The sequence below is a fragment of the Microbacterium sp. H1-D42 genome, from assembly GCF_022637555.1.
Taxonomy (GTDB): domain Bacteria; phylum Actinomycetota; class Actinomycetes; order Actinomycetales; family Microbacteriaceae; genus Microbacterium.
Genome location: NZ_CP093342.1, coordinates 3,409,426 through 3,434,598 on the forward strand (window position 1 = coordinate 3,409,426; position 25,173 = coordinate 3,434,598).

The 25,173-nt window shown below is 67.9% G+C and carries 30 protein-coding genes; 14 read left to right on the plus strand and 16 right to left on the minus strand.

Features of this window, described 5'->3' with window-relative positions; all coding sequences use genetic code 11:
• Positions 1-206 precede the first annotated feature (206 nt).
• The gene (locus MNR00_RS16035; protein WP_241926908.1) at positions 207-758 is read right to left on the minus strand and encodes a hypothetical protein; all 552 of its coding nucleotides are present in this window, start codon (positions 756-758) and stop codon (positions 207-209) included.
• A gap of 100 nt (positions 759-858) precedes the next feature.
• Between MNR00_RS16035 and MNR00_RS16040 the strand changes: the two genes are divergently transcribed.
• Genes MNR00_RS16040 through MNR00_RS16060 form a run of 5 tightly spaced genes read left to right on the plus strand, consistent with a single transcriptional unit; the run spans position 859 to position 3,791 of the window.
• Positions 859-1,929, plus strand: a complete 1,071-nt coding sequence (locus MNR00_RS16040; protein WP_241926909.1) for a M4 family metallopeptidase — start codon at positions 859-861, stop codon at positions 1,927-1,929.
• Positions 1,904-2,266 carry a protealysin inhibitor emfourin gene (locus MNR00_RS16045; protein ID WP_241926910.1) on the plus strand — a complete coding sequence of 121 codons (363 nt, stop codon included), beginning with the start codon at positions 1,904-1,906 and terminating at the stop codon, positions 2,264-2,266. Before MNR00_RS16040 ends, MNR00_RS16045 begins: the two co-directional genes overlap by 26 nt.
• 12 nt (positions 2,267-2,278) lie before the next feature.
• Complete coding sequence (locus MNR00_RS16050) at positions 2,279-3,181, plus strand: VOC family protein (protein WP_241926911.1); 903 nt, start codon at positions 2,279-2,281, stop codon at positions 3,179-3,181.
• Between the two features lie 51 nt (positions 3,182-3,232).
• The gene (locus tag MNR00_RS16055; protein ID WP_241926912.1) at positions 3,233-3,448 is read left to right on the plus strand and encodes a hypothetical protein; all 216 of its coding nucleotides are present in this window, start codon (positions 3,233-3,235) and stop codon (positions 3,446-3,448) included.
• A gap of 16 nt (positions 3,449-3,464) precedes the next feature.
• On the plus strand, positions 3,465-3,791 hold the full coding sequence (locus MNR00_RS16060; protein WP_241926913.1) for a hypothetical protein: 327 nt from the start codon (positions 3,465-3,467) through the stop codon (positions 3,789-3,791).
• Positions 3,792-3,807: 16 nt separating this feature from the next.
• On the opposite strand, the gene MNR00_RS16065 is transcribed toward MNR00_RS16060, so the two are convergent.
• Entirely contained in the window at positions 3,808-4,305 is a 498-nt protein-coding gene (locus tag MNR00_RS16065) for a hypothetical protein (protein WP_241926914.1), read from the minus strand.
• Between the two features lie 52 nt (positions 4,306-4,357).
• Between MNR00_RS16065 and MNR00_RS16070 the strand changes: the two genes are divergently transcribed.
• Positions 4,358-5,086 carry a ribonuclease H gene (locus MNR00_RS16070; RefSeq protein ID WP_347271918.1) on the plus strand — a complete coding sequence of 243 codons (729 nt, stop codon included), beginning with the start codon at positions 4,358-4,360 and terminating at the stop codon, positions 5,084-5,086.
• 81 nt (positions 5,087-5,167) lie between these two features.
• The gene (locus MNR00_RS16075; protein WP_241926915.1) at positions 5,168-5,572 is read left to right on the plus strand and encodes a DoxX family membrane protein; all 405 of its coding nucleotides are present in this window, start codon (positions 5,168-5,170) and stop codon (positions 5,570-5,572) included.
• Positions 5,573-5,597: 25 nt separating this feature from the next.
• Here the strand turns inward: MNR00_RS16075 and MNR00_RS16080 are convergent, their stop codons facing one another.
• From MNR00_RS16080 to MNR00_RS16110, 7 genes are all read right to left on the minus strand, one after another.
• Positions 5,598-6,167, minus strand: coding sequence for a DapH/DapD/GlmU-related protein (locus MNR00_RS16080; protein ID WP_241926916.1), 570 nt, complete (start codon positions 6,165-6,167; stop codon positions 5,598-5,600).
• Positions 6,168-6,177: 10 nt separating this feature from the next.
• A complete protein-coding gene (locus MNR00_RS16085; protein WP_241926917.1) occupies positions 6,178-7,209 on the minus strand; it encodes a mechanosensitive ion channel domain-containing protein in 1,032 nt (343 codons plus the stop codon).
• Between the two features lie 166 nt (positions 7,210-7,375).
• Complete coding sequence (locus MNR00_RS16090; RefSeq protein WP_241926918.1) at positions 7,376-8,356, minus strand: SRPBCC family protein; 981 nt, start codon at positions 8,354-8,356, stop codon at positions 7,376-7,378.
• A 1-nt stretch (position 8,357) separates the two neighbouring features.
• Complete coding sequence (locus tag MNR00_RS16095; protein WP_241926919.1) at positions 8,358-8,744, minus strand: metalloregulator ArsR/SmtB family transcription factor; 387 nt, start codon at positions 8,742-8,744, stop codon at positions 8,358-8,360.
• A gap of 33 nt (positions 8,745-8,777) precedes the next feature.
• Positions 8,778-10,046, minus strand: a complete 1,269-nt coding sequence (locus MNR00_RS16100; RefSeq protein WP_241926920.1) for a sigma-70 family RNA polymerase sigma factor — start codon at positions 10,044-10,046, stop codon at positions 8,778-8,780.
• On the minus strand, positions 10,043-10,411 hold the full coding sequence (locus MNR00_RS16105) for a YciI family protein (RefSeq protein ID WP_241926921.1): 369 nt from the start codon (positions 10,409-10,411) through the stop codon (positions 10,043-10,045). Before MNR00_RS16105 ends, MNR00_RS16100 begins: the two co-directional genes overlap by 4 nt.
• Complete coding sequence (locus tag MNR00_RS16110; RefSeq protein ID WP_241926922.1) at positions 10,408-11,088, minus strand: DUF998 domain-containing protein; 681 nt, start codon at positions 11,086-11,088, stop codon at positions 10,408-10,410. The genes MNR00_RS16105 and MNR00_RS16110 overlap by 4 nt, the downstream gene beginning before the upstream one ends.
• Before the next feature lie 170 nt (positions 11,089-11,258).
• Here MNR00_RS16110 and MNR00_RS16115 point away from each other — a divergent pair, with 170 nt between their 5' ends.
• The 4 genes from MNR00_RS16115 to MNR00_RS16135 all read left to right on the plus strand — a co-directional run bounded on the left by MNR00_RS16115 (position 11,259) and on the right by MNR00_RS16135 (position 14,859).
• Positions 11,259-11,738: a hypothetical protein gene (locus MNR00_RS16115; protein WP_241926923.1), complete on the plus strand. Its 480-nt coding sequence runs from the start codon at positions 11,259-11,261 to the stop codon at positions 11,736-11,738.
• Positions 11,739-11,771: 33 nt separating this feature from the next.
• Positions 11,772-12,617 (plus strand): alpha/beta hydrolase, encoded by an 846-nt coding sequence (locus MNR00_RS16120; protein ID WP_241926924.1) that lies wholly within the window; start codon positions 11,772-11,774, stop codon positions 12,615-12,617.
• Positions 12,618-12,637: 20 nt separating this feature from the next.
• Positions 12,638-13,594, plus strand: coding sequence for a metalloregulator ArsR/SmtB family transcription factor (locus tag MNR00_RS17230; protein ID WP_347271919.1), 957 nt, complete (start codon positions 12,638-12,640; stop codon positions 13,592-13,594).
• A 749-nt stretch (positions 13,595-14,343) separates the two neighbouring features.
• A complete protein-coding gene (locus tag MNR00_RS16135) occupies positions 14,344-14,859 on the plus strand; it encodes a hypothetical protein (RefSeq protein ID WP_241926925.1) in 516 nt (171 codons plus the stop codon).
• A gap of 129 nt (positions 14,860-14,988) precedes the next feature.
• Here MNR00_RS16135 and MNR00_RS16140 read toward each other — a convergent pair whose 3' ends face one another.
• Both MNR00_RS16140 and MNR00_RS16145 read right to left on the minus strand, forming a co-directional pair.
• Positions 14,989-16,659, minus strand: a complete 1,671-nt coding sequence (locus MNR00_RS16140; protein ID WP_241926926.1) for an AarF/UbiB family protein — start codon at positions 16,657-16,659, stop codon at positions 14,989-14,991.
• A 71-nt stretch (positions 16,660-16,730) separates the two neighbouring features.
• Positions 16,731-17,300: a PadR family transcriptional regulator gene (locus tag MNR00_RS16145; RefSeq protein WP_241926927.1), complete on the minus strand. Its 570-nt coding sequence runs from the start codon at positions 17,298-17,300 to the stop codon at positions 16,731-16,733.
• A 360-nt stretch (positions 17,301-17,660) separates the two neighbouring features.
• Between MNR00_RS16145 and MNR00_RS16150 the strand changes: the two genes are divergently transcribed.
• The 3 genes from MNR00_RS16150 (at position 17,661) to MNR00_RS16160 (ending at position 18,661) form a co-directional block, all read left to right on the plus strand.
• Positions 17,661-18,146, plus strand: a complete 486-nt coding sequence (locus MNR00_RS16150; RefSeq protein WP_241926928.1) for a DUF2975 domain-containing protein — start codon at positions 17,661-17,663, stop codon at positions 18,144-18,146.
• Positions 18,146-18,361, plus strand: a complete 216-nt coding sequence (locus tag MNR00_RS16155) for a helix-turn-helix transcriptional regulator (protein WP_241926929.1) — start codon at positions 18,146-18,148, stop codon at positions 18,359-18,361. The genes MNR00_RS16150 and MNR00_RS16155 overlap by 1 nt, the downstream gene beginning before the upstream one ends.
• 126 nt (positions 18,362-18,487) lie before the next feature.
• Positions 18,488-18,661: a hypothetical protein gene (locus tag MNR00_RS16160; protein WP_241926930.1), complete on the plus strand. Its 174-nt coding sequence runs from the start codon at positions 18,488-18,490 to the stop codon at positions 18,659-18,661.
• Between the two features lie 87 nt (positions 18,662-18,748).
• Here MNR00_RS16160 and MNR00_RS16165 read toward each other — a convergent pair whose 3' ends face one another.
• From MNR00_RS16165 to MNR00_RS16185, 5 genes are all read right to left on the minus strand, one after another.
• A complete protein-coding gene (locus tag MNR00_RS16165; protein ID WP_241926931.1) occupies positions 18,749-22,024 on the minus strand; it encodes a discoidin domain-containing protein in 3,276 nt (1,091 codons plus the stop codon).
• Between the two features lie 198 nt (positions 22,025-22,222).
• Positions 22,223-23,092, minus strand: a complete 870-nt coding sequence (panB, locus tag MNR00_RS16170) for a 3-methyl-2-oxobutanoate hydroxymethyltransferase (RefSeq protein WP_241926932.1) — start codon at positions 23,090-23,092, stop codon at positions 22,223-22,225.
• On the minus strand, positions 23,089-23,481 hold the full coding sequence (gene panD / locus MNR00_RS16175) for an aspartate 1-decarboxylase (protein WP_241926933.1): 393 nt from the start codon (positions 23,479-23,481) through the stop codon (positions 23,089-23,091). Before panD ends, panB begins: the two co-directional genes overlap by 4 nt.
• Entirely contained in the window at positions 23,481-24,338 is an 858-nt protein-coding gene (gene panC / locus MNR00_RS16180) for a pantoate--beta-alanine ligase (RefSeq protein WP_241926934.1), read from the minus strand. Before panC ends, panD begins: the two co-directional genes overlap by 1 nt.
• Positions 24,335-25,108: a Rossmann-like and DUF2520 domain-containing protein gene (locus MNR00_RS16185; protein ID WP_241926935.1), complete on the minus strand. Its 774-nt coding sequence runs from the start codon at positions 25,106-25,108 to the stop codon at positions 24,335-24,337. Before MNR00_RS16185 ends, panC begins: the two co-directional genes overlap by 4 nt.
• Between the last annotated feature and the right edge of the window lie 65 nt (positions 25,109-25,173).

Sequence of the window (25,173 nt, forward strand, 5' to 3'; positions counted from 1 at the left end):
TTCGAGACCTTCTCGTGACGCGGGTGGCGGAGGAGAACCAGATCCCTTCGGCGGTGCGGGCCCGCCCGCACCGCTGCCATCCCTGAGGAACCCATGACCACGCAGCATCCGGCCGTCGAAGCCAGCGGACTCGTCGTCGACTACGACGGCAGAGTCGTCGTCCGGTCACCGGCACCCCCATGGTGGTGCGCCGCTAGATCCGGGCGTCAACCAGGCAGCGGACCCAGTTCGCCGCGCACCGGCCATCGGCCGTTCTTCTGGTGGTACTCCAGGTGGGCGATCAGTGGTGCCACGTCGTAGGTCGCGAGGTTGACGCGGAACCTGGTGCCATCGGATGCCGAGATCAGCAGCGTCGGCTGGGCGCTGACCGGACGCACCTCGTAGGTGACGATGTCGGCGTAGCGGATCGCCTTCTCAGCTCCCCAGACCGTCCGGAACACGATCTCGTCAGCGCCGGGCGCGATGTACCAGTTGCGGTACATGACCAGGAAGAAAACCCCGCACGCGACGATCGCCACCGACGCGATCTGCATGCCGATCTCTTCTTCTCCCGCCGGGCGGGTGAAGGCGGCGAGCACCATCAGCGTGCCCACGATGATGAGGATCCATCCGATGATCGGCACGATCTTGGGCATCCGCACCCGCTCGGGGAGCCGCTTCGCGCGGTTCGGCCTGCTGCGCGCCCATTTCGCGAGAAGTCCGACCAGCACGACGGCTATGACGATCAGGGTGTACTTCAGAATTACGGCGAGATCCACTTGGCGACGCTATCAACCCATTCGGCGGCGACACGAATGCCGCCGGTGACTTTGTCCCTGCCCCGGCGTATCGTCCTGATCAAGACCAACGGAGGCGGCGATGACGATGACGAACATGATCGGCATGCAGGGCATCGTCCCCGGCTACCTGCTGGCACGGCTGGCCGTGTCCGGCAAATACACCCACGCAGCTCAAGCGGCGCGGCAGACGCTGATCGCCGGTCGGCCGACGTACCACTCCACCCTCGAGCTGTCGATCGACGAGTCCGGCGCGCTGGTCGCCGAGGTCACGGCCGCGCCGACGCGCACGATCTTCGACGCGCAGAACACCGAGAAGCTGCCCGGCCTGATCGTGCGCGGCGAAGACGAGCCGCCGGTCGCCGACGTGACGGTGAACGACGCCTTCGACGGCCTCGGCGCCACGTTCGAGATGCTGCTCGATGCCTTCGGGCGGGATTCGCTCGACGGAGCGGGCGCTGCGCTGAATGCGACGGTGCACTACGGCGTCGACTACGACAACGCGTTCTGGGACGGCTCGCGCATGGTGTTCGGCGACGGCGACGGCGAGGTGTTCCAAGGCTTCACCGGCTCGGTGTCCGTGATCGGGCACGAACTCGGGCACGGGGTGATCCAGACCTCGGCTGGACTCGTCTACCAGGGCCAGTCCGGCGCACTGAACGAGTCGATCGCGGACGTGTTCGGCGTGCTCACCGAGCAGCACCTGAAGGGGCAGAGTGCCGAAGACGCGACCTGGCTGGTCGGCGAGGGCATCTTCACCGAGGCCGTGCAGGGCCGTGCGCTTCGATCGATGCTCGAGCCGGGCACGGCGTACGACGATGACGAACTGGGCAAGGATCCGCAGCCGGCGCACATGCGCGACTACGTGCAGACCACCGAGGACAACGGCGGCGTGCACATCAATTCGGGCATCCCGAACCGCGCTTTCGCGCTCGCTGCGCGCGCGATCGGCGGACACGCCTGGGAAGGCGCGGGCCTGGCCTGGTATCGCGCGCTGACCGGCGGATTGTCGTCGGATGCTGGATTCTCAGAGTTCGCAGAGAAGACACTCACCGCGGCGGCCGAGATCGGGGTTAACGTGGAGTCAGCGATCCACGACGCGTGGGTCGCCGTCGGAGTGATCAAGGATGCACGAACGCGAGATCCCCGGTGACGGGACGGACAGCCGGAGCGATGCGGGGCTGAACCACATCGTCGTCGCCGTGGTGCGCACGGGCGGGCTGGCGGGGATGCGGCGGCGCTGGCGCGCCGAGCCCGACCCCGAGCAGACGCCGCACTGGCTCGCCCTCGTCGAGCAGTGTCCGTGGGACGAGCCGATGGATGCCGACGAAGACGACGTCCCGAGCGCCGACCGCTACATCTGGAGCATCCACGCCCGCGTGCAGGACGAGCAGCGACAGCAGGTCGTCCCCGACACGCACATGCAGGGCGCGTGGCGAGAGCTGGTGGATGCCGTCCGCGACGCCGACCCCGCACCAGAATCGCGATAAGGAGTCACGAGCATGTCTCAGAAGATCATCCCCAACCTGTGGTTCAACGGCGATGCCGAGCAGGGCGGCGAGTTCTACAGCGCCGCCCTGCCGAACACCACGTCACGGATCACCGCGCGCTACCCGGACGAGGTGCCGGAGTCGCAGGCCGGCTTCGCCGGCAAGCCACTCGTCGTCGACCTGTCGGTCGACGGATTCCAGATCACCATGATCAACTCCGACGCGCACTTCCGACCCAACCCGTCGATCTCGTTCATGCTGAACTTCGATCCGCTGATGTTCGGCGGCGATGCGGATACCGCACGCGCTCGACTCGATGAAACCTGGGCCGCGCTGGCGGAAGGCGGCATGGTGCTGATGGAGCTGGCCGAATATCCGTTCAGCCCGCACTACGGCTGGGTGCAGGACCGCTACGGCGTCAGCTGGCAGCTCATGCTCACAGACCCCGAGGGCGACCCGCGGCCGTTCGTCATTCCGCAGATCATGTTCGCCGGCGCTGTGCAGGACAAGGCGCGCGAAGCGGCGGAGCTGTACACCTCGCTGTTCGACGACGCTGAGATCGGCATGGTGGCGGAGTACCCCGCGGCGACCGGCGCCGCTGGGGCCGGAAGCGTGATGTTCGGCGAGTTCCGCGTCGGCGACCAGTGGTTCTCGATGATGGACTCGAACGTCGCGCACGAGTTCGCCTTCTCGCCCGGTGTCTCGCTCGAGGTGCGCTGCCACGGTCAGGCCGAGATCGACAGACTGTGGGATGCCCTGTCGGCCGTGCCCGAGGCTGAGCAGTGCGGATGGCTGGCCGACCGGTACGGCGTGAGCTGGCAGATCGTGCCCGACAACATGGGCGAGCTGATGGAACGGCCAGGTGCCTACGGTCGGATGCTGAAGATGAAGAAGCTGGTGATCGCCGACTTCTGAACTATCGCCGACTTCTGACCCGATCCACGTCACAGGGCGGACAATGGAGAGATGGGACTGTTCACACAGAAGCCGCAGGAGCCGAGCGCGTGGGCCGCGCTGCCCGGCGAGCCGCTCGATGAGACCGACCCGGCAAAGCGGCTCGACGACGTGCCGGGCGTGGGCCTGAACGATTTCGGACTCGGCGCGCAGTACACGACCGTAGTGCTGCCCGTCACGCCGCCGACCCCCGAGGCCGTGGACACCTCCGAGAACGACGGCGAGTAGCCACTACACTCGCGACATGCCCGCATCTGATGAGGCCACGCGCCTGCTGCAGCTCGCCGTCGACGCCCGCACCCGTGGAGATTCGCTGCTGCACCTGCAGATCGACATCGCCCACCTGACGGGGCAGGCGTCGACGTGGGGATCGGCCGAGAATCGGATGCAGCGCGACGACCACGTCGGGTACTTCCTCAGCGAGGTCGAGAAGCTCGGCTGGCGGCTGGAGCACACCGGCTACGCGTTCGTCGAGAGTGGCGCGACCACCTCGGCGCGCGTGTGGGGCACCGGCGAGGGCGTTGTCAACCACGGCGGCGTCGAGGCGTTCTTCACCTTCCGCGCCGTCTGAGAACTGCGCGGGCTCGCTACCGGCTCGCGGCGATGACGCGCGACATGTCGTATCGCTTGGCGTCGACACTGAGCTTCGCACCGGCGCGCGAGCGCACGATGACGCGTTCGCGCCCGAACACCTTGGCCGTGCGGCAGGACTCGATATCGGCGTAGGCGATGCGCTTCTCGCGCCCGAAGACCGTGCGGTAGCCGACAGCATCCGACCCCGCCTCGATGTACCAGTTGCGAAACGCGAGCAGCACGCACAGCCCGGCGACGAACAGCACGACCGAGGTGACCCGCATCGGCAGCAGTTCGTGCGTGTACTGGGAGGTGAACGAGGCCAGCGCCATGACGAACCCGATGGCGAGCAGCGCAGCGCCGACCAGGGCGAACAGCAGGGGCATCCGCTGTCGCAGCGGCGCCTGCTTCACGGGCGCGGGGCGCACGCGTCGGAAGGCCCGCGCGACGATCACCACGAGCAACGCGATGACGATCGTGATCACCACGACCTTCAGGCCCAATCCAGACATCCTCTGAGGCTACCGTCCGGGGCGCACCCCGCCGACGGCTTACGGTTGAAGGATGACGATCACCGCCGCGGCAGACGGCTCCGCCCTCGGCAACCCCGGACCGAACGGCTGGGCCTGGTACATCGACGACGACCGGTGGGCCGCCGGCGGCTCACCGCACGGCACGAACAATCAGGGCGAGCTGCAGGCCGTGCTGGAGCTGCTGCGCGCGACCGCCGGCACCGATGAGAAGCTCGTCATCGAATGCGACAGTCGGTACGTGATCGATTCCGTGACGAAGTGGATGCCCGGATGGAAGCGCCGCGGCTGGCGCAAGTCCGATGGCGGACCGGTGCTGAACCGCGACCTGCTGGAGGGCATCGACGAGGCCATCCGCGGACGCGACGTCTCGTTCACCTGGGTGAAGGGGCACGCCGGACATCCGCTGAACGAAGCCGCCGATGAGCGGGCGAACGCCGCGGCGAAGGCCTATCAGCAGAAGCAGGAGCCCCGCCGCGGGCCGGGATTCGCGTCAGCCGTGGACGGGGGTGCCGCCCTCGCCGGCGCCATGGCCGTCACGTCTTCAAGTCCCCGCGCGGCTGTCGCGCCCGCGCCTGCGACACCGGCGACCCAGTCGCTGTGGGCTGAAGCCTCGGATCTGCTCGATGGCCTCGGGGATGCTGAGATCGCTCAGCCCGTCACGCTGAAGGTGTCACTCACCGGCGATGAACATGCCCGCCTGCGCGACCGCGCCCAGGCGCAGGACATCTCGCTTGAGCAGGCGCTGCGCCGCCTGATCTGACGGGAAACCGCGGTCAGCGACTGAAAATCGTGAGGTCGCGGGATCGACGCCCGTCGGCTGACGTCCGCGTACACTCGCCACATGACATCCGCTCCTCGAACGGTGGCACGGGTAGGCCTCGGCGGGCTTCTCGTGTTCGCAGGCATCGCGCATCTGACGTTCGGTCGACGCGGTTTCCAGGCCGTGGTGCCCGACTGGGTGCCGGGCGATCCGGACACGACGGTCGTGGCATCCGGTGTGATCGAGATCGGCCTGGGCGCCGCGATGCTCCTCGCCCGGCGTCGGCGGCGGACGATCGGCACGCTCGTCGCGCTCTTCTTCGTCGCGGTCTTCCCCGGCAACGTGACGCAGTGGACGCATCACCGCAGCACTCCGGGGCTCGACACTGAGATGAAGCGGTTCGGGCGGCTGTTTCTGCAGCCTGTCCTGGTGTGGCTGGCCCTGTGGTCGACGCGGGTCGGGCGGCGCACCTCGCGCAGTTCCTGAACCGGGTCAGCCTGACGGCCGGCGCTCACTCCGGAACGGAGCGGACCACGCGCGCCGGCGATCCCACGGCGATGGCTCCGGCCGGGACGTCCTTGGTGACGACCGATGCCGCGCCGATCACGGCATCGTCGCCGATGGTGACGCCTGGCAGGATCGTGGCGTTCGCGCCGACCCACACCCGGCGTCCGACGACGACCGGTGCCGGGTGCATGTCGGCGCGCCGGGAGGGCGCGAGATCGTGGTTGAGCGTCGCGATGACGACGTTGTGGCCGATCAGCGAGTCATCACCGATCGTGATGCCGCCCTGATCCTGGAACCGGCATCCGGAGTTGATGAAGATGCGCCGGCCGAGGTGGATGTTGCGCCCGAAATCGGCGGTGAACGGCGGGAACAGCGTCACGGTCTCGTGGACGGGCTGGCCCGTCAGCTCGGCGAGCAGTTCGCGCACGCGCTCGGGCTCCTGGTAGGTGCCGTTGAGCTCGGCGGCGATCCGCAGGGCCTCCTGACTGGTGCGGTGCATCGTCGCGTGCAGCGGCGAATCACCCGTGATCGTGCGGCCGGAGTTCAGTTCGGCGAGAAGGTCGTCGAGTTCCATGCTTCCTCTTTCAGCTGTCGACGGCGATCCGCGTGCGCGGCAGCGCCTCGGGGTGCTCCTGCTGCAGCCAGGTCATCATCTTCTCGCGCACCTCGCAACGCAGCACCCACTGAGCGTCGGAGTCCTCGGACGACATCACGAAGCGCACGGTCACGTGCCCGCCCTGCGAATCCGTGACGTACACGCTCGATGAGCGGCGATCCCAGGCATCCGACGCCTCGATGATCTCCTGGAACTTCGCGCGCACCTCGTCCATCGGCACGCGCCAGTCGAGGTCCATGTAGACCGTGCCGAGGATGGCATCCGACTTGCGCGTCCACGTCTCGATCGGGTTGGTGGTGAAGTAGCTGCACGGGATCACCAGGCGACGCTCGTCCCAGATGTAGACGACGACGTACGACAGGTTGATCTCGCCGATGCGCCCCCACTCGCCCTCGATGACGACGACGTCGCCGACCCGGATGGCGTCGGTGAACGCGATCTGGATGCCCGCGATGAGATTGCCGAAGATCGACTGCGCCGCCAGGCCCGCGATGACGCTGACGATGCCGGCGGATGCCAGCAGGCTCGTGCCCACGATGCGCAGCGCCGGGAACGAGAACAGCACGGTGCCCACGGCGACCACGCCGATCAGCACGAGGGTGAGGCGCTGGATGACCAGCAGCTGGGTGCGGCGGCGGCGCAGGTTCGCGCCGGTGAACGTCACCGTCTCACGAGTGAGCAGCCCTTCGAAGCCGAACGAGACGAGAGCTGCCAGCAGCCAGGCGGCGGTAAGGATCGCGGCGATGAGCAGCAGGTGGGATACGGCCGGCCACCAGTCCTCGCGGCCGGGTTGGGAAACCGCTCCGGCGATCCACACGGCGATGACGAGGCAGAAGGCCGACCAGGCCCGTCGCACTCTGCGATCGAGTTCGCGCATCCACTTCAGCTTGCGGCTGAGCAGCGATGCGAGCAATCGCAGGCCCAGGACGGCCGCCAGTGCGATGGCGACCGCAATCCCGATGGCGACGATGGTTCCGATCCACGAGGTCCAATCGATCATCCGTCCACCCTAGGCGGGGCGGACGCGCCTTGCTGGGCGCGCGGTGACCATCGGGGCGGCGGATGCCTGCGGCGCTCGGTGCCGTAACTCCGGAGAACCGCCGCCACGCACGCAAGAACCGGCCGATTCGCGCGCGAACCGGCCGGTTCTTCCGGAGTTGCGGCGGTCAGACGGTGAGCACCGCCTGCTCGAGCCGCTGGTACGAGGACTCCATGCCGTCGGCCATGCCGGTGGCGAGGATCATGTCGCGGGTGTCTTTGTCGGGGAACTCCATGAGCACCGTGACCAGGGTCGCGCCGTCCTCTTCGTACAGGTTCATGTCGTTCAGGATGTCGGGGCCGTCGGTGCCCTGCATCCGCTCGAGCTGCACCGCACGGCGCGGGGCGTCGACGAGCAGCGTCTCGCCCTCGAAGCCGAACGGTTCGCCTTCGGTGTCGCCGACCGGGGCCCACGAGTTGCGGTAGCGCTCGCCGGCCTTGAGGGCGACCTCGCACTCCGTCATCTCCCAGCCGTCGGGGCCGAGCATCCACTGCTTGATCAGCTCGGGCTCGGTGTACGCACGCCACACCAGATCGCGCGGCCCGTCGACCAGACGCGTGATGCTCACATGGGTGTCGTCGAGGTACTCGACGCGGGTGCCCTTGCCCTGCGCGTACTCGCGCAGGTCGTGCAGCACGGCGTCGATCTGAGACATCGCGGCGCGGGTGCCTTCGATGACACCCATGTCGACCACCTGCTGCAGCGCTTCGAGCGAGTCGAAGTGGCTGGAGGTGACCATGCGGGTGCCGTCGCCCGTGGGCTCGAAGGCGAACTCCATGCGCATCGCGGGCATGTCGGCGTTGGGCTTGCCCTGGTCATCGCTGAAGCCGTCGAGCACGGTGAAGCCGTGCGGCTCGTTGATGGTGAGGAACTCCCAGTAGGCGCGCGAGGACTCGCCGCGCGGACCGGTCATGGAGTAGTCCGCTCGTCCGCCGATCGTGTGGTCCCAGGTGTGGAACGTCGCCGGCCACCCGGGAGGACCCCAGAAGCGCTCGAGCTGGCGGGGATCGCTGTAGGCGTGCCAAACCCGCTCGATGGGGGCCGCGAACTCGGCGGTGACGGTCATCGTCAGGTTCTCGGTGTCGGTGTTGATGTCGATGACAGGCATTTCACTCTCCTTGAGTGGGTGGTTCTTGCGTGGACTTCGGTGGATGCTGCGCCGAGTCTCCGGCGAGCAGATCGTCGAGCCGTGCGACGCGTGCGCGCCAGAGCTCTTCATAGCGGGCGAGCAGCGCCCGAGCGCGCGCGATCATCTCAGGATTCGCGCGGACGAGCCGCTCGCGTCCCTCGGCGCGCTTGATGATGAGACCGGCCTCTTCGAGGACGGCGACGTGCTTCTGCACCGCCGCGAACGACATCTCGTAGTCGCTCGCGAGGGCCGATACTGATTGCTCACGTTCGATGGTCCGGCGCAGGATGTCACGCCGGGTCGACGTCGCCAGTGCGTGGAACACACGGTCGACCTCCGCTTCGCTGAGTTCATATTGTGCAACCATTTGGTTGTACGTTACGACGGGCGGATGCTGGTGTCAAGACCCTCTTGTCACCGATTCCGGATCCAACTCCGCATCCGCCTTTCGCACCAGATACCGAGCCTCCGGCTCGTTCGCCGTCATGTCAGCGGCGGCAAGGAAGTCGGCTCTCGCGTCAGCAGCATCCCCTTTCGCGTCGCGGAGGTGCGCACGGATCGCGTGCGCCCGATGCCGGGTCAGCGGGTGCTGCAGAAGTCCATGATCACGGTCCAATTGCTGCAGTAGCGCGTCGGCGTGAGAGGGACCGAATGCATGGGCGACGGCGACGACTCGTGCGAGCATGACGACCCCGCTGGGCTCGACCTGTTCGAGCGCGAGGTAGAGCGCAGCGATCTGCTCCCAGTCGGTCTCCTCGGCGACCGGGGCGGATGCGTGCACGGCTGCGATGGCGGCCTGAAGCCGGTACGTCCCGACGTCACCTTGCGACCACGCGGCGCGGATGAGTTCTGAGCCTTCGCGGATGGCTGCTTGATCCCACCGCGTGCGGTCCTGATCGGCCAGCGGAATGAGATCTCCGTTCGCACTGGCGCGCGTGGAGTGCCGCGAATCGGTCAGCAGCATGAGTGCGAGCAGTCCTGCGGGTTCTGGGTCATCGGGGACGAGGGCGTGAAGGAGCCGCGTGAGGCGAATGGCCTCGCCGGTCAGGTCGGTTCGGGTGAGCTGCGCCCCCGTGGTCGCCGTGTAGCCCTCGTTGAAGATCAGATACAGAACGCGCATCACGGCAGACAGCCGGGCCGGGAAGTCGTCGTCGGCCATGAACTCGAATCGCGCACCGCTCTTGCGGATCTGCTGCTTTGCGCGACTGATTCGCACGGCCATGGTCTGCTCGGTCACCCCGTAGGCGTGTGCGATCTCTGCGGTCGTCAACCCGCCCACCGCACGCAGCGTCAGGGCGACGCGAGAGGCGGAAGAGAGGGCCGGGTGGCAGCACAGCAAGAGAAGGTTCAGGCTGTCGTCGTGGTCGGCAGGGCTCGGGGGCGCGAGGCCGGCGACCGGCTCGGATGCTGCGTACTCTTCTTCACGGCGGCGATCCGCTGATTCGGCGCGGAGGGTGTCGATCATCCGGCGGTAGGCGATGCGAATCAACCAGGACCTGGGGTTCTCGGGGAGCTCTTCCTCCTGCCACTGCCGACTCGCGGCGAGGAGAGCGTCCTGCACGGCTTCCTCCGCGATGTCGAAGTGGCCGAAGCGGCGCACCAGGGCGCCGAGCACCTGCGGCGCCTCGGTGCGCAGCAGGTGCTCGATCGCTCCGGAAGGGGCTGTCACGCGAAGTCGTCACCCATGATCGGCCGGATCTCCATCGGTTCGCCGAGCATCTCGACCATCCGCGCGACGATGTCCTTTGCACGCTCCAATCCCGACACGTCGATCACAGCGAACGACGCGAGCACTTCCTTCAGCTCCGCGAACGGACCATCGGTGATGACGATGCTGCCGTCGGTCTTGCGCACGGTCGTCGACATGGCCGGATGCCCGAGTCCCTCCGTGCTGACGAACTCTCCGCTCGCACGCAGTTCGGCCTCGAACTCCTGGTAGGCGGCGAATGCGGCGAGCGCATCCTCGGTCGGGGCGTCTGCGGTTGCGGCATCCCAGCTGGTGCTCGGCGTGTAGCCGAGGATGAGGAACTTCACGGTGTCATCTCCTTGAGTCGGGGCGCGTCCAGGCTAACGAGCCATCTCGGTGATGTCAGCAACGAGATTGCGCTGGCGGTGCACCAGCCGAAGGCGAAGAGCCCCGTGATCGCCACCTGCACGCTGGCGATGTCGGGGATCACCGGGGCGAGAAGGGCGAGTGCGACGATGCCGTTGGCGACCGCAGCAACCACTCGGCGCTCGCGGATTGCGCGCACAAGGGCGACGATCGCTGCCACCGCCAGCGCGGTGAACGCCACGATCGCCACCACCATGTGGACAACGGCGTGCGGCGACGGCTCTGCGGCCGGTCCGTCAGGCGTGCCGATGGGGAATCCGTTCGCGGGATCCTGCGGGAAGACGCCGGCGGCGATGAAGCCCATCCCGCCGATCGCGATGAGCACCGGAATGGCGGTGCGACCGACGCCGGCCGTCACGACTCTGCGGTGCCCGATCGACAGGCAGATCAATCCGAGCCCCACCACGATGAAGGTGAGGATCTGGATCCAGCCCAGTTCCCCGGTGGAGAGCTGGCTGAGCGGGTGGATGCGAAGGTCGAATCCTGGGCGTGTCAGCATCTGCACGATCGCGGACAGATAGAACAGCGGTCCGGCGAGTGCACCGGCGAGCAGAAGGGTCCGCGTCGTGCGCGGCAGGGCTGGGTCTCTTGTGGTCACGGTGTGCTCCTCTGGTCATTTCAGTGACGATGCGCAGATACGTCGGAGCCGGATGCCGAGCATTGACATCTGCTCGCAAGACGAATTTCCGCGCCGATGTCAATCCGCGCGACCTGGCTCCGAGGTATCTGAAAAGGCGGCCCGCCGGGCTGCCGGCGAAAGGACACCCCATGAACGAGCACCCGTTGGAGACCATCACCTCCGAGCAGATCGACGCGTACGGACTCGATGAGCAGCCCGTGCCCAGCAGCGCTGTCAGCGCGCTGGACCGGCTCATCGGCGAATGGACGGTTTCGGGGGGCGCCGAGGGCGTCATCCGATACGAGTGGATGCCCGGACGATTCTTCCTGCTGCAGCATGTCGAACTGGAGCAGTTCGGCCAGACGATCACCGGCCTCGAAGTCATCGGGCAGCTGCACCCGTTCGGCGAACCGGCCGGGACGGACGTCGTGTCGCGGTTCTACGACTCGATGGGCAACACCCTCGACTACGTCTACGAGCTGCAGGGCGACACACTCACCATCTGGGCGGGCGCCAAGGGCAGCCCGGCCTACTTCACTGGCACCTTCAGCGATGACGACCGGGTGCTGGATGGCGCCTGGGTGTACCCCGGGGACGGCGGCTACGCGTCCACGATGACGCGCCGCTGAGACTGCCGACTTCTCGAAACGGACATGATCAAGATGACCAAGACCAACACTTCCCCCACCACCTCGCTGCACCAGGTCACGTCTGCGGACGGGACGAGGATTTCGTTTGAACGCAGCGGGCACGGGCCGACTGTCGTGCTCGTGGCGCAAGCGCTGTCCGACCTTCGCGACAACCACCGATTGGGGGCTCTGCTCGCAGACGGGTACAGGGTCGTGAACTACGACCGGCGAGGTCGCGGGAACAGCGGCGACGCCGGCTCGTGGGAGATCGCCCGCGAGGTCGAAGACATCGAGGCGCTCGTCGATGCGCACGGGGGCACCGCAGTGCTGTTCGGCGCATCGTCGGGCGCGGTCCTCGCCCTGGACGCCGCGGCAGGGCTGCCCGAGAAGGTCGTCGGCGTCATCGCCTACGAGCCTCCGGTGATCGTGGACGATCAACGCGCCCCCGTTCCTCGCGACCTCGCCGCACGCCTGGATGCCCTCGTACGAGACGGCCTCGCGTCAGAGGCGGTTCGCGAGTTCAACCGCGTCGCACTCGGTGCCCCCGCGCTCATGATCTGGGCGATGCAGGCGATGATCGGGCCATGGCGAGCCATGGTCAAGATGGCTCAGACTACGGTCTATGACACGCGGCTCTGCATGGGGCTGCAAGACGGCGAACCTCTCAGCACCGACCGGTGGAAGGCGCTCCGTGCGCCCGTTCTCGTACTCGTCGGAAGCAAGAGCGAACCGTTCCTGCAGAGCGGAACCCGAGAGCTCGCATCCCTCATCGGAGCCGACTGTTCGACGATCAACGGCGCGCACCACGCGACGCCGATGATGAAGCCCGCAGCCCTGATCCCCTGGGTTCGGTCCTTTCTCACCACCGCACATCCGTGATCGTGCCGGCGGACTGCCGCGTGTACTCCCCTGAGCTCGGCCCCGACGAGGCGGATCTCATCTTTCGGGCCCTGGGCGACGTCACCCGGCGTGACATCCTCACGCGCGTCCTGGGCGAGAAGCTCTCGGTCAGTGAGCTTGCACCTCGATACGACATGAGCTTCGCAGCCGTTCAGAAGCATGTCGCGGTGCTCGAACGCGCCGGACTGGTCAGCAAGCGCACCTGCGGACGGCAGCGGATCGTGTCTGCAGACCCGGCGATGATCCAGCGGACATCGCAGCTGCTCGGCGCCTGCGGGCAGACTGAGAAGATGGATGCCACGCTCGCCGCGCTCCCCGCGGACGCCGACCACCGCACAGCCGAGCGCGCATTCACGGATGCGGGATGGACGTGGGCCGGTGCCGGGGACTGGGCGCTCGCACTGCGCGCGCCCGACGGATCAGCGGCCGTGCGGATCAGCCCGTTCGATCCGACAGGGCCGTACACGGCGGAACTCTATCGTGCAGCGGCCCACACTCGGCTCGTACCCGAGCTGTTCGCACATCGGAGGCTGGTGGGCGGCGGGGACCTGCAGCTCATGGAATGGCTGACGCCGGTCGACGAATCCGACGCCCGCGCGTTCCACGGTCTCATCACCAAGCGCGATGAGACCGTGGCCGAGCTGGTGGATCTCATCGACGGCATTCATACACGCGCACTACGCGAGCTGCCCTGGTGCGGGCCGCTCGACACGAATCCGTCGAACGTGATGCGCGGCGGCGACGGCCGGCTCGTCGTCACCGACCTGTTCTACGCCGACGGGCCAGCGCTGTATGCGACGGCGGGCGGCGATCCCGACGCGCTCGTCTCGCGCATGCCGGAGCCGGAACGGCGCTTCCTCACCGAAATCCCGCTCGCCGCCTCGGGCCCGTGGGATGCAGCGTCGCGGGAGGAGATGCGCCGCGGCATCGCTGCGGCGGATGCGCGGCGGAACTGACAGCCGGGCGTCCGCTTCCCGACCGCGCGTGCAGCAGCAGCACCGACCGGCTCGTGAGCGTCACGCGCGGCGGCGGGGCCCGGCGGCGCAATCGGGACGCGACGGGTCGCTAGAGTGTTGTCGTACTCTCGCGGTATCGGCTCGAAACGGTAGCGCGTCGTCCCGCCGATCCCCCGGAGTCACCGATGCCTCGTCCTGACGGCGCGCCTGCGCTGCGCACTTCTGTCGTCCTCGTTCTTGCACTCGCACTCGGACTTGCCGGTGGCGTCGGAGGCGCCGTCGCCACCTCGGCGATCACCAGCACTGTCGCCGGCGCGCAAGGCGCGGATGGCGTACCAGGCACCCAGGGAGTAGCGGGCGAGGTCGGCGAACCCGGAGACCAGGGCGCACCTGGAGAGCCAGGTGCACCGGGATCGCCCGGGGCCCAGGGAGAGACCGGCGGCACCGGAGCGCAAGGCACGGCCGGAGCAAAAGGCGCGGCCGGAGAACAAGGCGCGTCCGGGGCGCAAGGAAACCCCGGTGCTGTCGGCCCCAGTGGCGCTGCAGGGACATCCGGCGAACCGGGCGCGGTGGGTCCCGCCGGGCAGCCGGGCCCCATCGGTGAGCCAGGTGCTCCAGGCCCCGTCGGCCCCATCGGTGAACCAGGTGTTCCCGGATCCGTCGGCCCTACCGGGCCTATCGGCCCTGCCGGACCCGCCGGGGAGGTAGGTTCCGTCGGTCCTCAGGGCGTCGCCGGCCCTGCCGGTCCAATGGGTCCGGCAGGGCCCACTGGACCCGCGGGCCCCGCCGGGGCCGACGGCGCATCCGCTGTACTCGCCTATACCTTCCTGTCTGCACGACAGACTCTGGCGCAAGGTTCGTCATTCGTCGACTTCACCGGCGTGCACTCAGGCTCGACGCCAGCGGTCACCCATGCCGACGGGACCATCGAGATCCCCGCCTCAGGCACCTATCGGGTCACCTACGTCGCTGCCCCGGACGCCGGGTCGACATCGACAATCTCGATAGGAGCATCCGACTCGTCGAAGTACTGGCTGAGCCACAACGGCTCCGCGATCGACAGCTCGGTGGTCAGCCGGCCCATCTTCGATGTCAACATCGCCCTGATCCTCACCCTGCGCACGATCGTGCAGGGCGGCTCGTATTCTGCGACGAGCTATGTGAACGCGCAGGCGGGTGACACCTTGCGACTGGAGAGCATGACGACCCCGGGCATCCGGATCCCGGAGACGGCATTCACCCTCGTCGTCGAGAGGATCTCCTGACGCTCGCGATGGCGTAGGAGGATGCTGCGGTGTCAGAGCAGCGGAACTCCGATCGCACTGCTTTCCTCATCGAGACGATTCCGCTTCAAGGTGAGTACCGAGAAACGGGCTCCGCGTTGCCTTCCCCTGCTATCGCCTGCCGAACAGGGCGTGCAGCAGTGGGAGCGCCGACAGGCTCATGAGCGTCACGCCCAGCCACGGGACCGGCCCGAGCAGCAGGGCGCCGCCGATCAGCATCCCCCCGAACAACACGGCCGATACCGCGCGGAACGCGACCCGGATGATCCGGTCGAGGCGCTGTTCGAGATGCGAGACGTCGAAGGTGAGCGTGCCGGCCTCGAAGCGGTCGATGAGCGTGTCGACGCGTGTCGGCATCCGCCACAGCACGCCGGCGTTGGCGAGGGACTGCTTGCCGAGATCCTGCAGAAGGTGTCCGCTCTGATCGCGCAGCAGCTTGCTGGCGTAGGGCTCGACGGGCTCCCAGATGTTGAAGGAGGGGTCGAGGGCGCTGCACATTCCGGATGTCAGCGACACCGCGCGCATGAGCAGCAGCAGCTTCTCGGGGAACTGCACCGGCAGGCTGCGCATGGAGTCGCCGAACTCGGCGGCGAAGTCGCGCAACTCGTGCGGGTCGACGTCGCGCAGTTCACTGAAGCCCATGCCGCCGAATCGCGCGAACAGCACGGTGAGTGCGCGCTCGAGCTCGATCGTGTCGGCCGAGGGCAGCAGGACTCCGATCTCCTGAGCGGCTTTCACGAGCCCGCGGCTGTCGCGCGAGGCGACGGCGATCACGAGGGTGCGCAGGCCGCTGCGCAGCTCGTCCGGCACCTCGGCCATCATCCCGAAGTCGATGAAGGTGAGTCGCCAGGTGCGCTCGCCGGCGCCGGCCTCTGGCAGCGGCGTGACGAAGATGTTCCCGGGATGCGGGTCGGCGTGCACGAACGAGTGCGTGAAGACCTGGTCGAGCATGACATCGGCGAACACCTTCGCGACGTCGGTCGGGTCGATGCCGGCAGCGCGCAGCGCGACCGTGTCGTTGATCTTGATGGCCGTGACGTCTTGCAGCGTCAGCACCTTGCGGGTGGTGCGCTCCCACACGATCGCGGGCGAGTCCACGCGGTCATCGTCGGCGAAGTCCTGGGCGAATCTCTCACCGCTGGCCGCCTCGTGCAGGTAGTCGATCTCCTCGTGGCAGGTCTGCGCGAACTCCTCGACGAGCGCGGGGGCATCGACGCGGGCGGCCACCACGCGTACCCGCTGCGCCCAGCGCGCGACGCGGCGGAGAGCTGCGAGGTCGACGTCGACGATCTGATCGATGCCTGGTCGCTGCACCTTGACGACGACGCCGTCGAGTCCGGTGTCAGCGGCGTCGGTCGGGTTGAGGGTGGCGCGGTGCGCCTGACCGAGGGATGCTGCCGCGACGGGCATCCGATCGAAGGAGGCGAACGCGCGCTCGAGCGGCATGCCGAGCTCGGCCTCGGCGACGGCGCGGATGTCGTCGAACGGCACGGCCGGCACTTCGTCCTGGAGCGCCGCGAGCTCGCTGGTGATCTCGGGTGGGAGCACGTCGAGGCGCGACGACATGAACTGCCCGACCTTGATCATGAGGCCGCCGAGGTCGACGGCCAGGTCGCGGAACCGGCGGGCGAGCGCCAGCATCCGTGCGTCGCGCGTGCGCTCGGCGACACGGCCGAAGCCGAACCGCGGCAGGATCAGTTCGAACCACCAGACCTGCGCGAAGGCGCGTGCGGCGAAGCGCAGGATGCGCCGGTATCTGGCGCGGCCCTTCGACGACCTCAAGACAGGCGCCGAGCCAGGGGAACCAGCCGTGCGCGCGCGGTCATCCCCCATCGAGGCCCCCTCGTTCGCTGTCACCCTTCGGCGAGAATTGCGTACAGCTTACGGCGCGCGTCTTCGAGGATGGCGACCCCCTGCTCGACCTGTTCCGGTGTGCCGGTGCGGGCGAGCTGCGCTGTGGCGCTGGCGAGCTCCATGCCGGCCTTGGGGAGGGCAGCGAGGTGGCTCGTCGAGCGCCCTCCGGTGTTCTCCCACGGTGCGGGCTTGGATGCTGCCTCTTCGGACTCGGCGATGCCGGCCTCCGTCAGCGAGTACGTCTTGCGACCGCCCTGTTCTTCAGCGGTGATCAGGCCTTCGTCGGCGAGCAGCTGCAGGGTCGGGTAGACCGATCCGGCACTGGGCTTCCACGCACCGCCCGAGCGCTCGCCGATCTCGCTGATGATCTGGTAGCCGTGCATCGGCTTCTCGGCGAGCAGCGAGATGACCGCCGCGCGCACGTCGCCGCGAGCCATGCGCGAGCCGCCGGAGCGCTGCTCGAAGCCGGTGCGCAGCTGGTCCATGGCCTCCCAGACGCCGGCCAGGGGGTTGCCCGCACCGTTGCTGGCGCCGAAGCCGAACCCACCAGAGGGGAATGCGTTGTTCATGATGCCTCCTCAGAATCTGAACGATGGTTAACGATATGTCGCTAGGTGTCGTTCGGCAAGTGGTCTGGGGTCGACTGGCGGCTGCTGCGGGGGCTCCGGCCGCAATTTCTCCCGCCTGCGGGGCCGGACGACGATTCCGGTCGCAATTTCTCCCGCTGCACGTCGATCGAAGCGGGAGAAATTGCGACCGGAATGGCGCACCCTCGCCCGGTCCCGCCCGCCCGCGAACCGCGCGCATCCGGACCCGGGAACCGCGCGCGCACCCAGCACCCTCGCCGCACGACGCACGCACGCACCTGCAGCACGCGACCGAACGATTAACGATAGATTATCCCCGTAGCTCGATGAGAGGATGTTGTCATGGGAAGAGTGACGATCTGGGTGCTGCGCGTCGTGATCGCGCTGGCGCTGCTGGGTTCGCTGGTCGTGCAGACCGTGATCGTGCCGCTGCTGTGGGCTGATCTCGACGGCGCCCCGCAGTGGTTCCGGGTGAGCTTCGTCGTCATCGCGATCCTCGGCATCGTGACGATGCAGGTGTTCGCGGTGTGCGTGTGGATGCTGCTGACGAAGGTGCGGCGGGGTTCGATCTTCCAGCCGTCGTCGTTCCGCTACGTCGACGTGATCATCGGCGCGTTCGGCGCCGCCGCGCTGCTGGCGTTCTCGTTCGCGGTCGTCCTCGCGCCCAGCGAAGCCGCGCCCGGCATCGTCGCGCTGGTGTGCGGCGCCGCTCTGGTGCTCGCCGGGATCGCCCTGCTCGTCGTCGTCATGCGCGCGCTGCTGCGTCAGGCCATCGACCGCGAGGACGAGGCGCGCCACCTGCGCGACGAGCTCGGCGAGGTGATCTGATGGCCGTCATCGTCGACATCGACGTCATGCTCGCCCGCCGCAAGATGGCTGTGGGCGAGCTCGCCGAGCGCATCGGCATCACCCCGACGAACCTCGCCGTGCTGAAGAACGGGCGGGCGAAGGCGGTGCGCTTCACGACGCTGGATGCCCTGTGCGAGGCGCTCGACTGCCAGCCGGGCGACCTGCTGCGCTGGGTGCCGGACGACGACGCGTAGGAGCAGTCCCGCCTGTGCCGCCGACGCGCAGGTCTGTCAACGGGGTTCGTCGGGAGAATTCCGGATGCCAGTGTGGGCTCTCCCGAGGGACGCCGATGAGCCCTCGTCACACGATCGGAGCCGAAGATGTCAGATCCCACGCCGTTTGCCGATGACCCGACGCGCGCCTCGGGCGTCGATCCCGACCTCAGTCAGGATGACGACGAGCGCGAGCGCCCCGACGAGCGCGACGGAGACGATCGCGACGAGGACGCCATCCCCGATGCCGACGACCGGATCGACGTCAAGGATCTCCCCTGACCGATGACCCGCGCTGCGACGCGTCGAGCCACGCTCGCAGAAGGTCCCGCGGCCGAAGACCTCTCGACCGCGGGACCCTCTGTCGACTCAGCGCAGCGTGAACTCCACCGTGGTGGAGTTTCCGGCCACGTCGTAGGCGACGAGGGTGTTCGCCCCGGTCACCGCGCCGAAGACGCCCGGCCTGACGAAGTTCACGTCCGACCAGGGATTGTCGCTCAGATCCTTCACGACTCCGTTGATCTCGACGCGATCGATCTTCCGGGCGTCGTGCAGCTTGAAGCTGACCGTCTCGTAGCCCGCCTCGTCACCGACCGTAGCCGAGACCTCGGTCTTCACCGTCACGGTCGGCGCCGTGGCGTCGATGACGACGTCGAACGTCGAGGTCTTCGAGACGTTGCCCGCAGCATCCTTCGCGTTGTACTTCACGGTGTACTCCCCGTCGGGAAGCGTCACCATCGCGTTGTGCGAACCACTGGTTCCCTCCACGGCGGACTGGGTGCTCTTGACGACCTTGCCCTTCTGATACATGTTCGCGACGATCCGCTCGAGCCCGACCTCGTCGGTCGCGTCGACCTGGATGTCCAGAACCGGTGACGGCCCGGCGGTGGTCGGGCTGACGAGACTCACCTGCGGTCGCACCGCGTCGCCTGCAGCATGGTCGGCGACCGCGAAGCGGGTGACGGCCTCACCGTCGATCTCCGTGGTGAGCTCCACGACCGCCACACCCGCGGCGATTGTCGACTGCTTGGTCTGGAACGTCCGCGAGACGGTCTCGCCGGGCCGCACGCCCGTGAACTCGTGGGCGCCGAACGCGGTCAGCACGTTCGCATCGACCGGCTCGCTGTCGTCGTTGGTGACCGAGACCGACAGCTTGACCTTGCCGCCGGCAGTGCTGGTCTCAGCAGTCACCGTCGCCTCGGGTCGCTGCGCCGCCAGGTGTCCGAGCGGCGTGAGCTCGGCGGCTGCACCGAACGCGAGTCCGTTGTGCGCGCTGATTCCGGTGAGCCGGATGTAGCGCCCGCGGACCTCCGCGAAGTCCACCTGCTTGGAGCCGGTTCCGGTGCTGAAGGATCCGGCTGCGACCGGGTCGCCCCACTGCTCGTTGTCGTTCGACACGTGGATCTCATAGCCCTTGAGGTTTCCGTTGGTCCCGGTCTGGCGGGGCAGGTACCGCAGACCGTCGAGCACATGCTCGGATCCCAGGTCGAGCGTGATCCAGTGCGGGAAATCCGCGGGCGGCGCGACCGCGTACTGCGTGTGCCACAGCGACGCCGGGTTGCCGTCGATCGCGTTCGCAGCGGCCTCATCGGCGCCGGCTCCCTGGCTGGAGAAGCCGGCGATCGACAGACGCGAGCTCGGCACCTCGCCGTCGGCGAGGGTCGTCAGAGCTGTGCGGCGCGTGATGGAGCCGGTCTCGCCCGCAGATGTGTAGGTTGCCTCGCCCGCCAGCGTGTGACGCCCGGCGGCAACATCCGTCGTGGGCACCACGACCCACTCGATCGCGCGCTCTTCTTCGTTCTTCAGCTTCTTGAAGTTCGAGTCGCCCGTGGCGAAAGCGTTCCAGCCCTCGGGCACGTTCAACGCGACGGAGACGTCCGTCATCGTCGCGCCCGACTGATTGGTGAAGGTCGTGGTGACCGTGGTCGCCTCGCCGGGGATCAAATCGGCGTCGGCGGTCGTCAGCTTCAGCCGGCTCGGCAATGCGGCAGCATCCTCACCCGCCACGAACTCGACCTTCTTGGGCTCGGATCGGTTGCCGTACATGTCGACGGCCGCCACCTCGGCGACGTACTCGGTGCCGCGAGTCAGGCTGACTGGCTCGGCATCGCTCTGGCTGCGGTTGCCGATCGCCAGTGGGATGTTCAGGATGCTCGGGCGGGGCGCCATCTGGAAGTCCGCCAGGACCTTGGCTCCGGCGCGGATGGGCAGTCCGAGCGCCCCGGTCGCAGCATCCGTCACCTTGACGTCGTAGCCGTACACCGACTCGTCATCGGTCGCTGCCGGCACGCGCAGCACGTCTTTGCCGTCAACGAGGATGTGCGCGGGCGTGCCGTCGAGCGATGGAGCGACGGTGTCGCGGGCGGCTGAGGTGTAGTCGAAGTTCTCGCGGACCTCGTCCGGGGTGCTTCCTTCGAGACGCACGGTCCAGGTGGGGCCGGCGAGCGTTCCGGCACTCGCAAAGGGATAGTCGTCCTGGTAAGCGCCCCACTGCCCATCCGCGTAGGTGCGCTCGTTCTCGGCCGCGAAGTTCACGCGGTCGATCTCGGTGCGATCGTCGTACACCTCGACGTACAACGCCTGCGCGGTCGGGATGGTGAATTCCTCCCAGAGCGCGTTGCCGTCGGACTGATAGACGTCGTGCGGAGTCTCGGTGTACGACATCGAACCGTCGTTGACGGCGGTGAAGCCGTCCTGCCAGATCGATCGCTCGTCATTCAGGTGCAGGTGCGAGTGGCCCGAGAAGTACACGACCTGGGGGTGCGCGGCGAGATCCTCGGTGAGGTCGCCGTTCGAAGACTGCGCACCGTCGTGCACGGTGCCGGATGCCGGACGGTGGCCCACCACGAACACCGGCGTGTCCAGGGCTTCGCCCTCCGCCGACAGCGCGGCCAGTCGCTGCTGCAGCCAGCTGCGCTGGGCGCCGGAGTAGCGCTCGGTGTCGATGACGAGGAAGGTGCTGCCGCCGATGGTCTTCTCGTAGTAGCCGCCCGTGGCGTTGGGGAACCAGTCGCCGTAGTACTGCGCCATGTCGGCGTTGCCGACGTCGTGGTTGCCGTGCGACATGAGGATCGGAGTGTCCTCGATGTCGAGCCGCGCCATGTTCTCGTCGAGAATGGTCTTCACGACCTGGTGATCGGGTGCGGTGTTCCAGTTGTTGTCGTTGATCTGGTCTCCGTTGGAGATGATCAGGTCGGGGTCGGGGTTGATCGATGCGAGCGTGTCGAAGTGGCTCTTCCAGATGCCACGGCTCTTCTCGTTCAGCTGCGACGTGTGGATGTCGCTCATCACGAAGAACGACAGCAGCGGCTTCTCGTCGGACTTGACGATGTAGCCTTCGATCTCGGCGGGGGATACGGCATCGCCCTTCACCGAGGTCGCCGCGATGTTGGTGGTCTCGTCGACGACGAGGGGCTTCTCGTACAGCGGGCTCTCGGCCGTGGGCATCGAGCCGTCGAGCGTGTAGCGGATCTGCGCACCCTCGGGCGCTGCGAGTTCGACGGTAGTCGACTCGGTGTAGCGGCCGCCGTCCTGGCTGAACGTGGGCGCTGCGAGCTCGTCCGCCGCCTGCGCAGCTGTCATCGGCAGCGCCGCAGCGGCCACGACGGCCGCCAGCGTGCAAACGCCTGCGATCTGTCTGTTCACTTCGTCCCACTTCCACGTGTATATCCATGTCGCACCGAACCGGTGACGATAGCGACGTTAGGGAGTGATCACAGACGCTGAGGGGCGAAGGAAGGAACGTTAGGTAAACAACCTCCCCGGAAAAGCGCGGAGGGTCGCGAAAAGAAGTAAATACAACATCACGAAAACTTGAGCCCGCCCTGTCGGCGGCCCCCTGCCTCACCGCCCGGCGAGCATCTCCCGCAGGCGCTCGGCCTCAGCATCCGCCATCGCGTACCCGTGCTCTGGTCCTGGATACGCGCCCGAGCGCACCTCGTCGGCGTACGCGGCGATGCCGTCGATCGCCGCTTCGCGCAGCGAGGCGTACCGCTTGACGAACTTCGCGGCGGGCCCGCCGTAGATCCCGAGCAGGTCATGGAACACCAGCACCTGCCCGTCAGCATCCGCCCCGGCGCCGATCCCGATCACCGGGATCTCGAGCAGCGGCATGAGGGCTGCTGTCACCTGTGACGGCACGGCCTCGATGACGAGAAGCGAGCATCCGGCGTCCTGCAGGGCGAGCGCGTCGTCGATGACGGCGAGTGCCGCCTCGGCGGTCCGGCCCTGCGCGCGGTAGCCGCCGAGCGCGGTCGCGGTCTGCGGCGTGAGTCCGACGTGCCCGACGACGGGGATGCCAGAGCCGACGAGCGCGCGCGCCCGGTCGACGCTGGTGCCACCGCGTTCGATCTTCACCAGGTCGACGCCGGCCTCTTTCACGAACCGCTGCGCGGTCGCGAGCGCCAGGGCATCCGAGCCCTCGTACGATCCGAAGGGCAGGTCACCGACGAGCAGCGGAGCGGTGAGGCCGCGCCGCACAGCCTTGGTGAGCATGAGCATCTCGTCGGTGGTGACGGGCACGGTGCTGTCGTATCCGAGCACGGTCATCGCGCCGCTGTCACCGACGAGCACCAGGTCGACGCCGGCGGCCTCGGCGATCTGCGCGCCGGGGTAGTCATAGGCGGTGACCATGACGATGGGCTCGCCGGCCTGCTTCTTGGCGGCGAGGTCGCCAACGGTGATGCGCTTGTTCGGGGCTGCGTGCGTGCTCACGATGCGACTCCGGTCAGCAGCTGGTCCACGGCGGCGTCGACCTGGATGATCGTGTTGCTGCGGTCGACGTGCACCACGGTCGGCGCGTAGTCAGCCAGGTCGTCGCGGGAGTACTCGGCGTACGAGATGACGATGATGGTGTCACCGGCGTGCACCAGCCGGGCGGCGGCGCCGTTGACCTGCATGACGCCGCTGCCGCGCGAACCCGCGATCGTGTAGGTCTCGAAACGGGCGCCGTTGTCGACGTCGACGACGTGCACCTGCTCGTGCGCGAGGATGTCGGCCGCCTCGAGCAGGTCGGGATCGATGGTGATCGACCCGACGTAGTTCAGGTCGCTTCCGGTGATCATCGCGCGGTGGATCTTCGATTTCAGCATGGTGCGTCGCATCAGCCGGCGCCTTTCAAGAGGTGATTGTCGATGAGGCGCGCAGCGCCGACGCGGGCGGCGACGGCGACGGCGAGCAGTGCATCCTCATCGACGCGGTCGAGGGTGCGCAGATCAGTGGCGCTGCGCAGTTCGAGATACTCGGGGGTCACGTCGGCATCGGCGAGCACGCGGCGGGCCGCGGCGAGGATCGCCTCCGCGTCGCGTTCGCCGGATGCGAAGAGGTCGGATGCTGCGCTGAGCGCCCCGTTCAATGCCGCGGCCTGCCGGCGGGCGTCCGCGTCGAGGTACACGTTGCGCGAGCTCATGGCGAGCCCGTCGGCCTCGCGCACCGTGGGGAGTGCTTCGATTCGCACGTCGAGGTTCAGGTCGCGAACCACCCGGCGCACGACGAGCACCTGCTGGGCGTCCTTCTGCCCGAAGTACGCGGTGTCGGGGCGCACGATGCCGAGCAGTTTGGTGACGACGGTGGCGACGCCGTCGAAGTGGTGCGGGCCGCGGGCGGCGCCGTCGAGCACGTCGGTCAGGCCTGAGACGTGGATGCTGGTGGCGAAGCCGTCTGGATAGATCTCTGCGGGTTCCGGGGCGAAGAGGATGTCGACGCCCTGCTGTTCGGCGAGCGCGGCGTCGCGGGCCTCGTCGCGCGGGTAGCTGCTGAGGTCTTCGCCCTGACCGAACTGGGTCGGGTTGACGAACAGCGACACGACGACGAGTTCGTTGTGCGCGCGAGCGTGTCGCATGAGGGCGAGGTGTCCGTCGTGGAAGGCGCCCATCGTGGGGACGAGTCCGACTCGGTGCCCCTGCGCGCGAGCAGCGCGCACGGCGTCGCGGACGTCACCGATCGTGCGGAGGATCTTCATGCGGCGGGCCTTTCTGCGAGCACTCGCGTGCTGTCGGCGAGCGCGTCGAAGAGGTGCTCGAGGTCGAGCGGAACGGTGGCCGTGCGCTGGCGGGCGACAGTGGTGTGGTCGCCGCGCGCGATCGGCCCGGTGAGGGCTTCCTTCGCCCCGACTGCCACCCAGTTGTCGACGCTCTGGCGCACGAGGGGTGCGAGCAGGTCGCGTGCTTCGTCGCGCGGGATGCCGACGGCGTGAGCGAGCTGCTCGGCGGCGTCGAGCACAGTGAGCACGAAGTTGGAGGCGAAGGACGCGGCCGCGTGATACTCCGCGCGGTGCGCGTCGTCGAGCACGACGGGACGTGCGCCGAGGGCGCGCGCGAGCTGCTCCGCTGTTGCGAGCGCCTCGGGCGTCCGTCCGGCGACGGCCGCGCCGATGCCGTGGAACACGTCGGGCGCCTCGGTTCCGGTGAAGGTCTGCAGCGGGTGGATGCTGAAATCCACGGAATCCAATGAAGTGGCACCGGAGACGTGTCCGATGAGATCCGCGTGCGGGCGGGCTGCGTCGGCAGCATCCGATATCGCGGAGTCGGGGACGCAGAGCAGGGCGATGTCGATGCGCTCTGTGTTCTCGGTGCTCTCGGTGGTCGAGGTGTTCGCGATCTCGTCGCGGACCAGCGGGCCTCGCACATCGAATCCGGCCGCGCGCAGGGCGCGCGCGAGCACCGTGCCGAGGCGGCCGGCGCCGACAACGGCGATGGTGGTCTCGTGCGGCGCTGCAGCGGAGAGGGGCATCAGGCTTCCCAATGGAGAGGTGGGTGGATGCCATGAGTATCCGCCCGCGCGGGTGGCTGATTCAA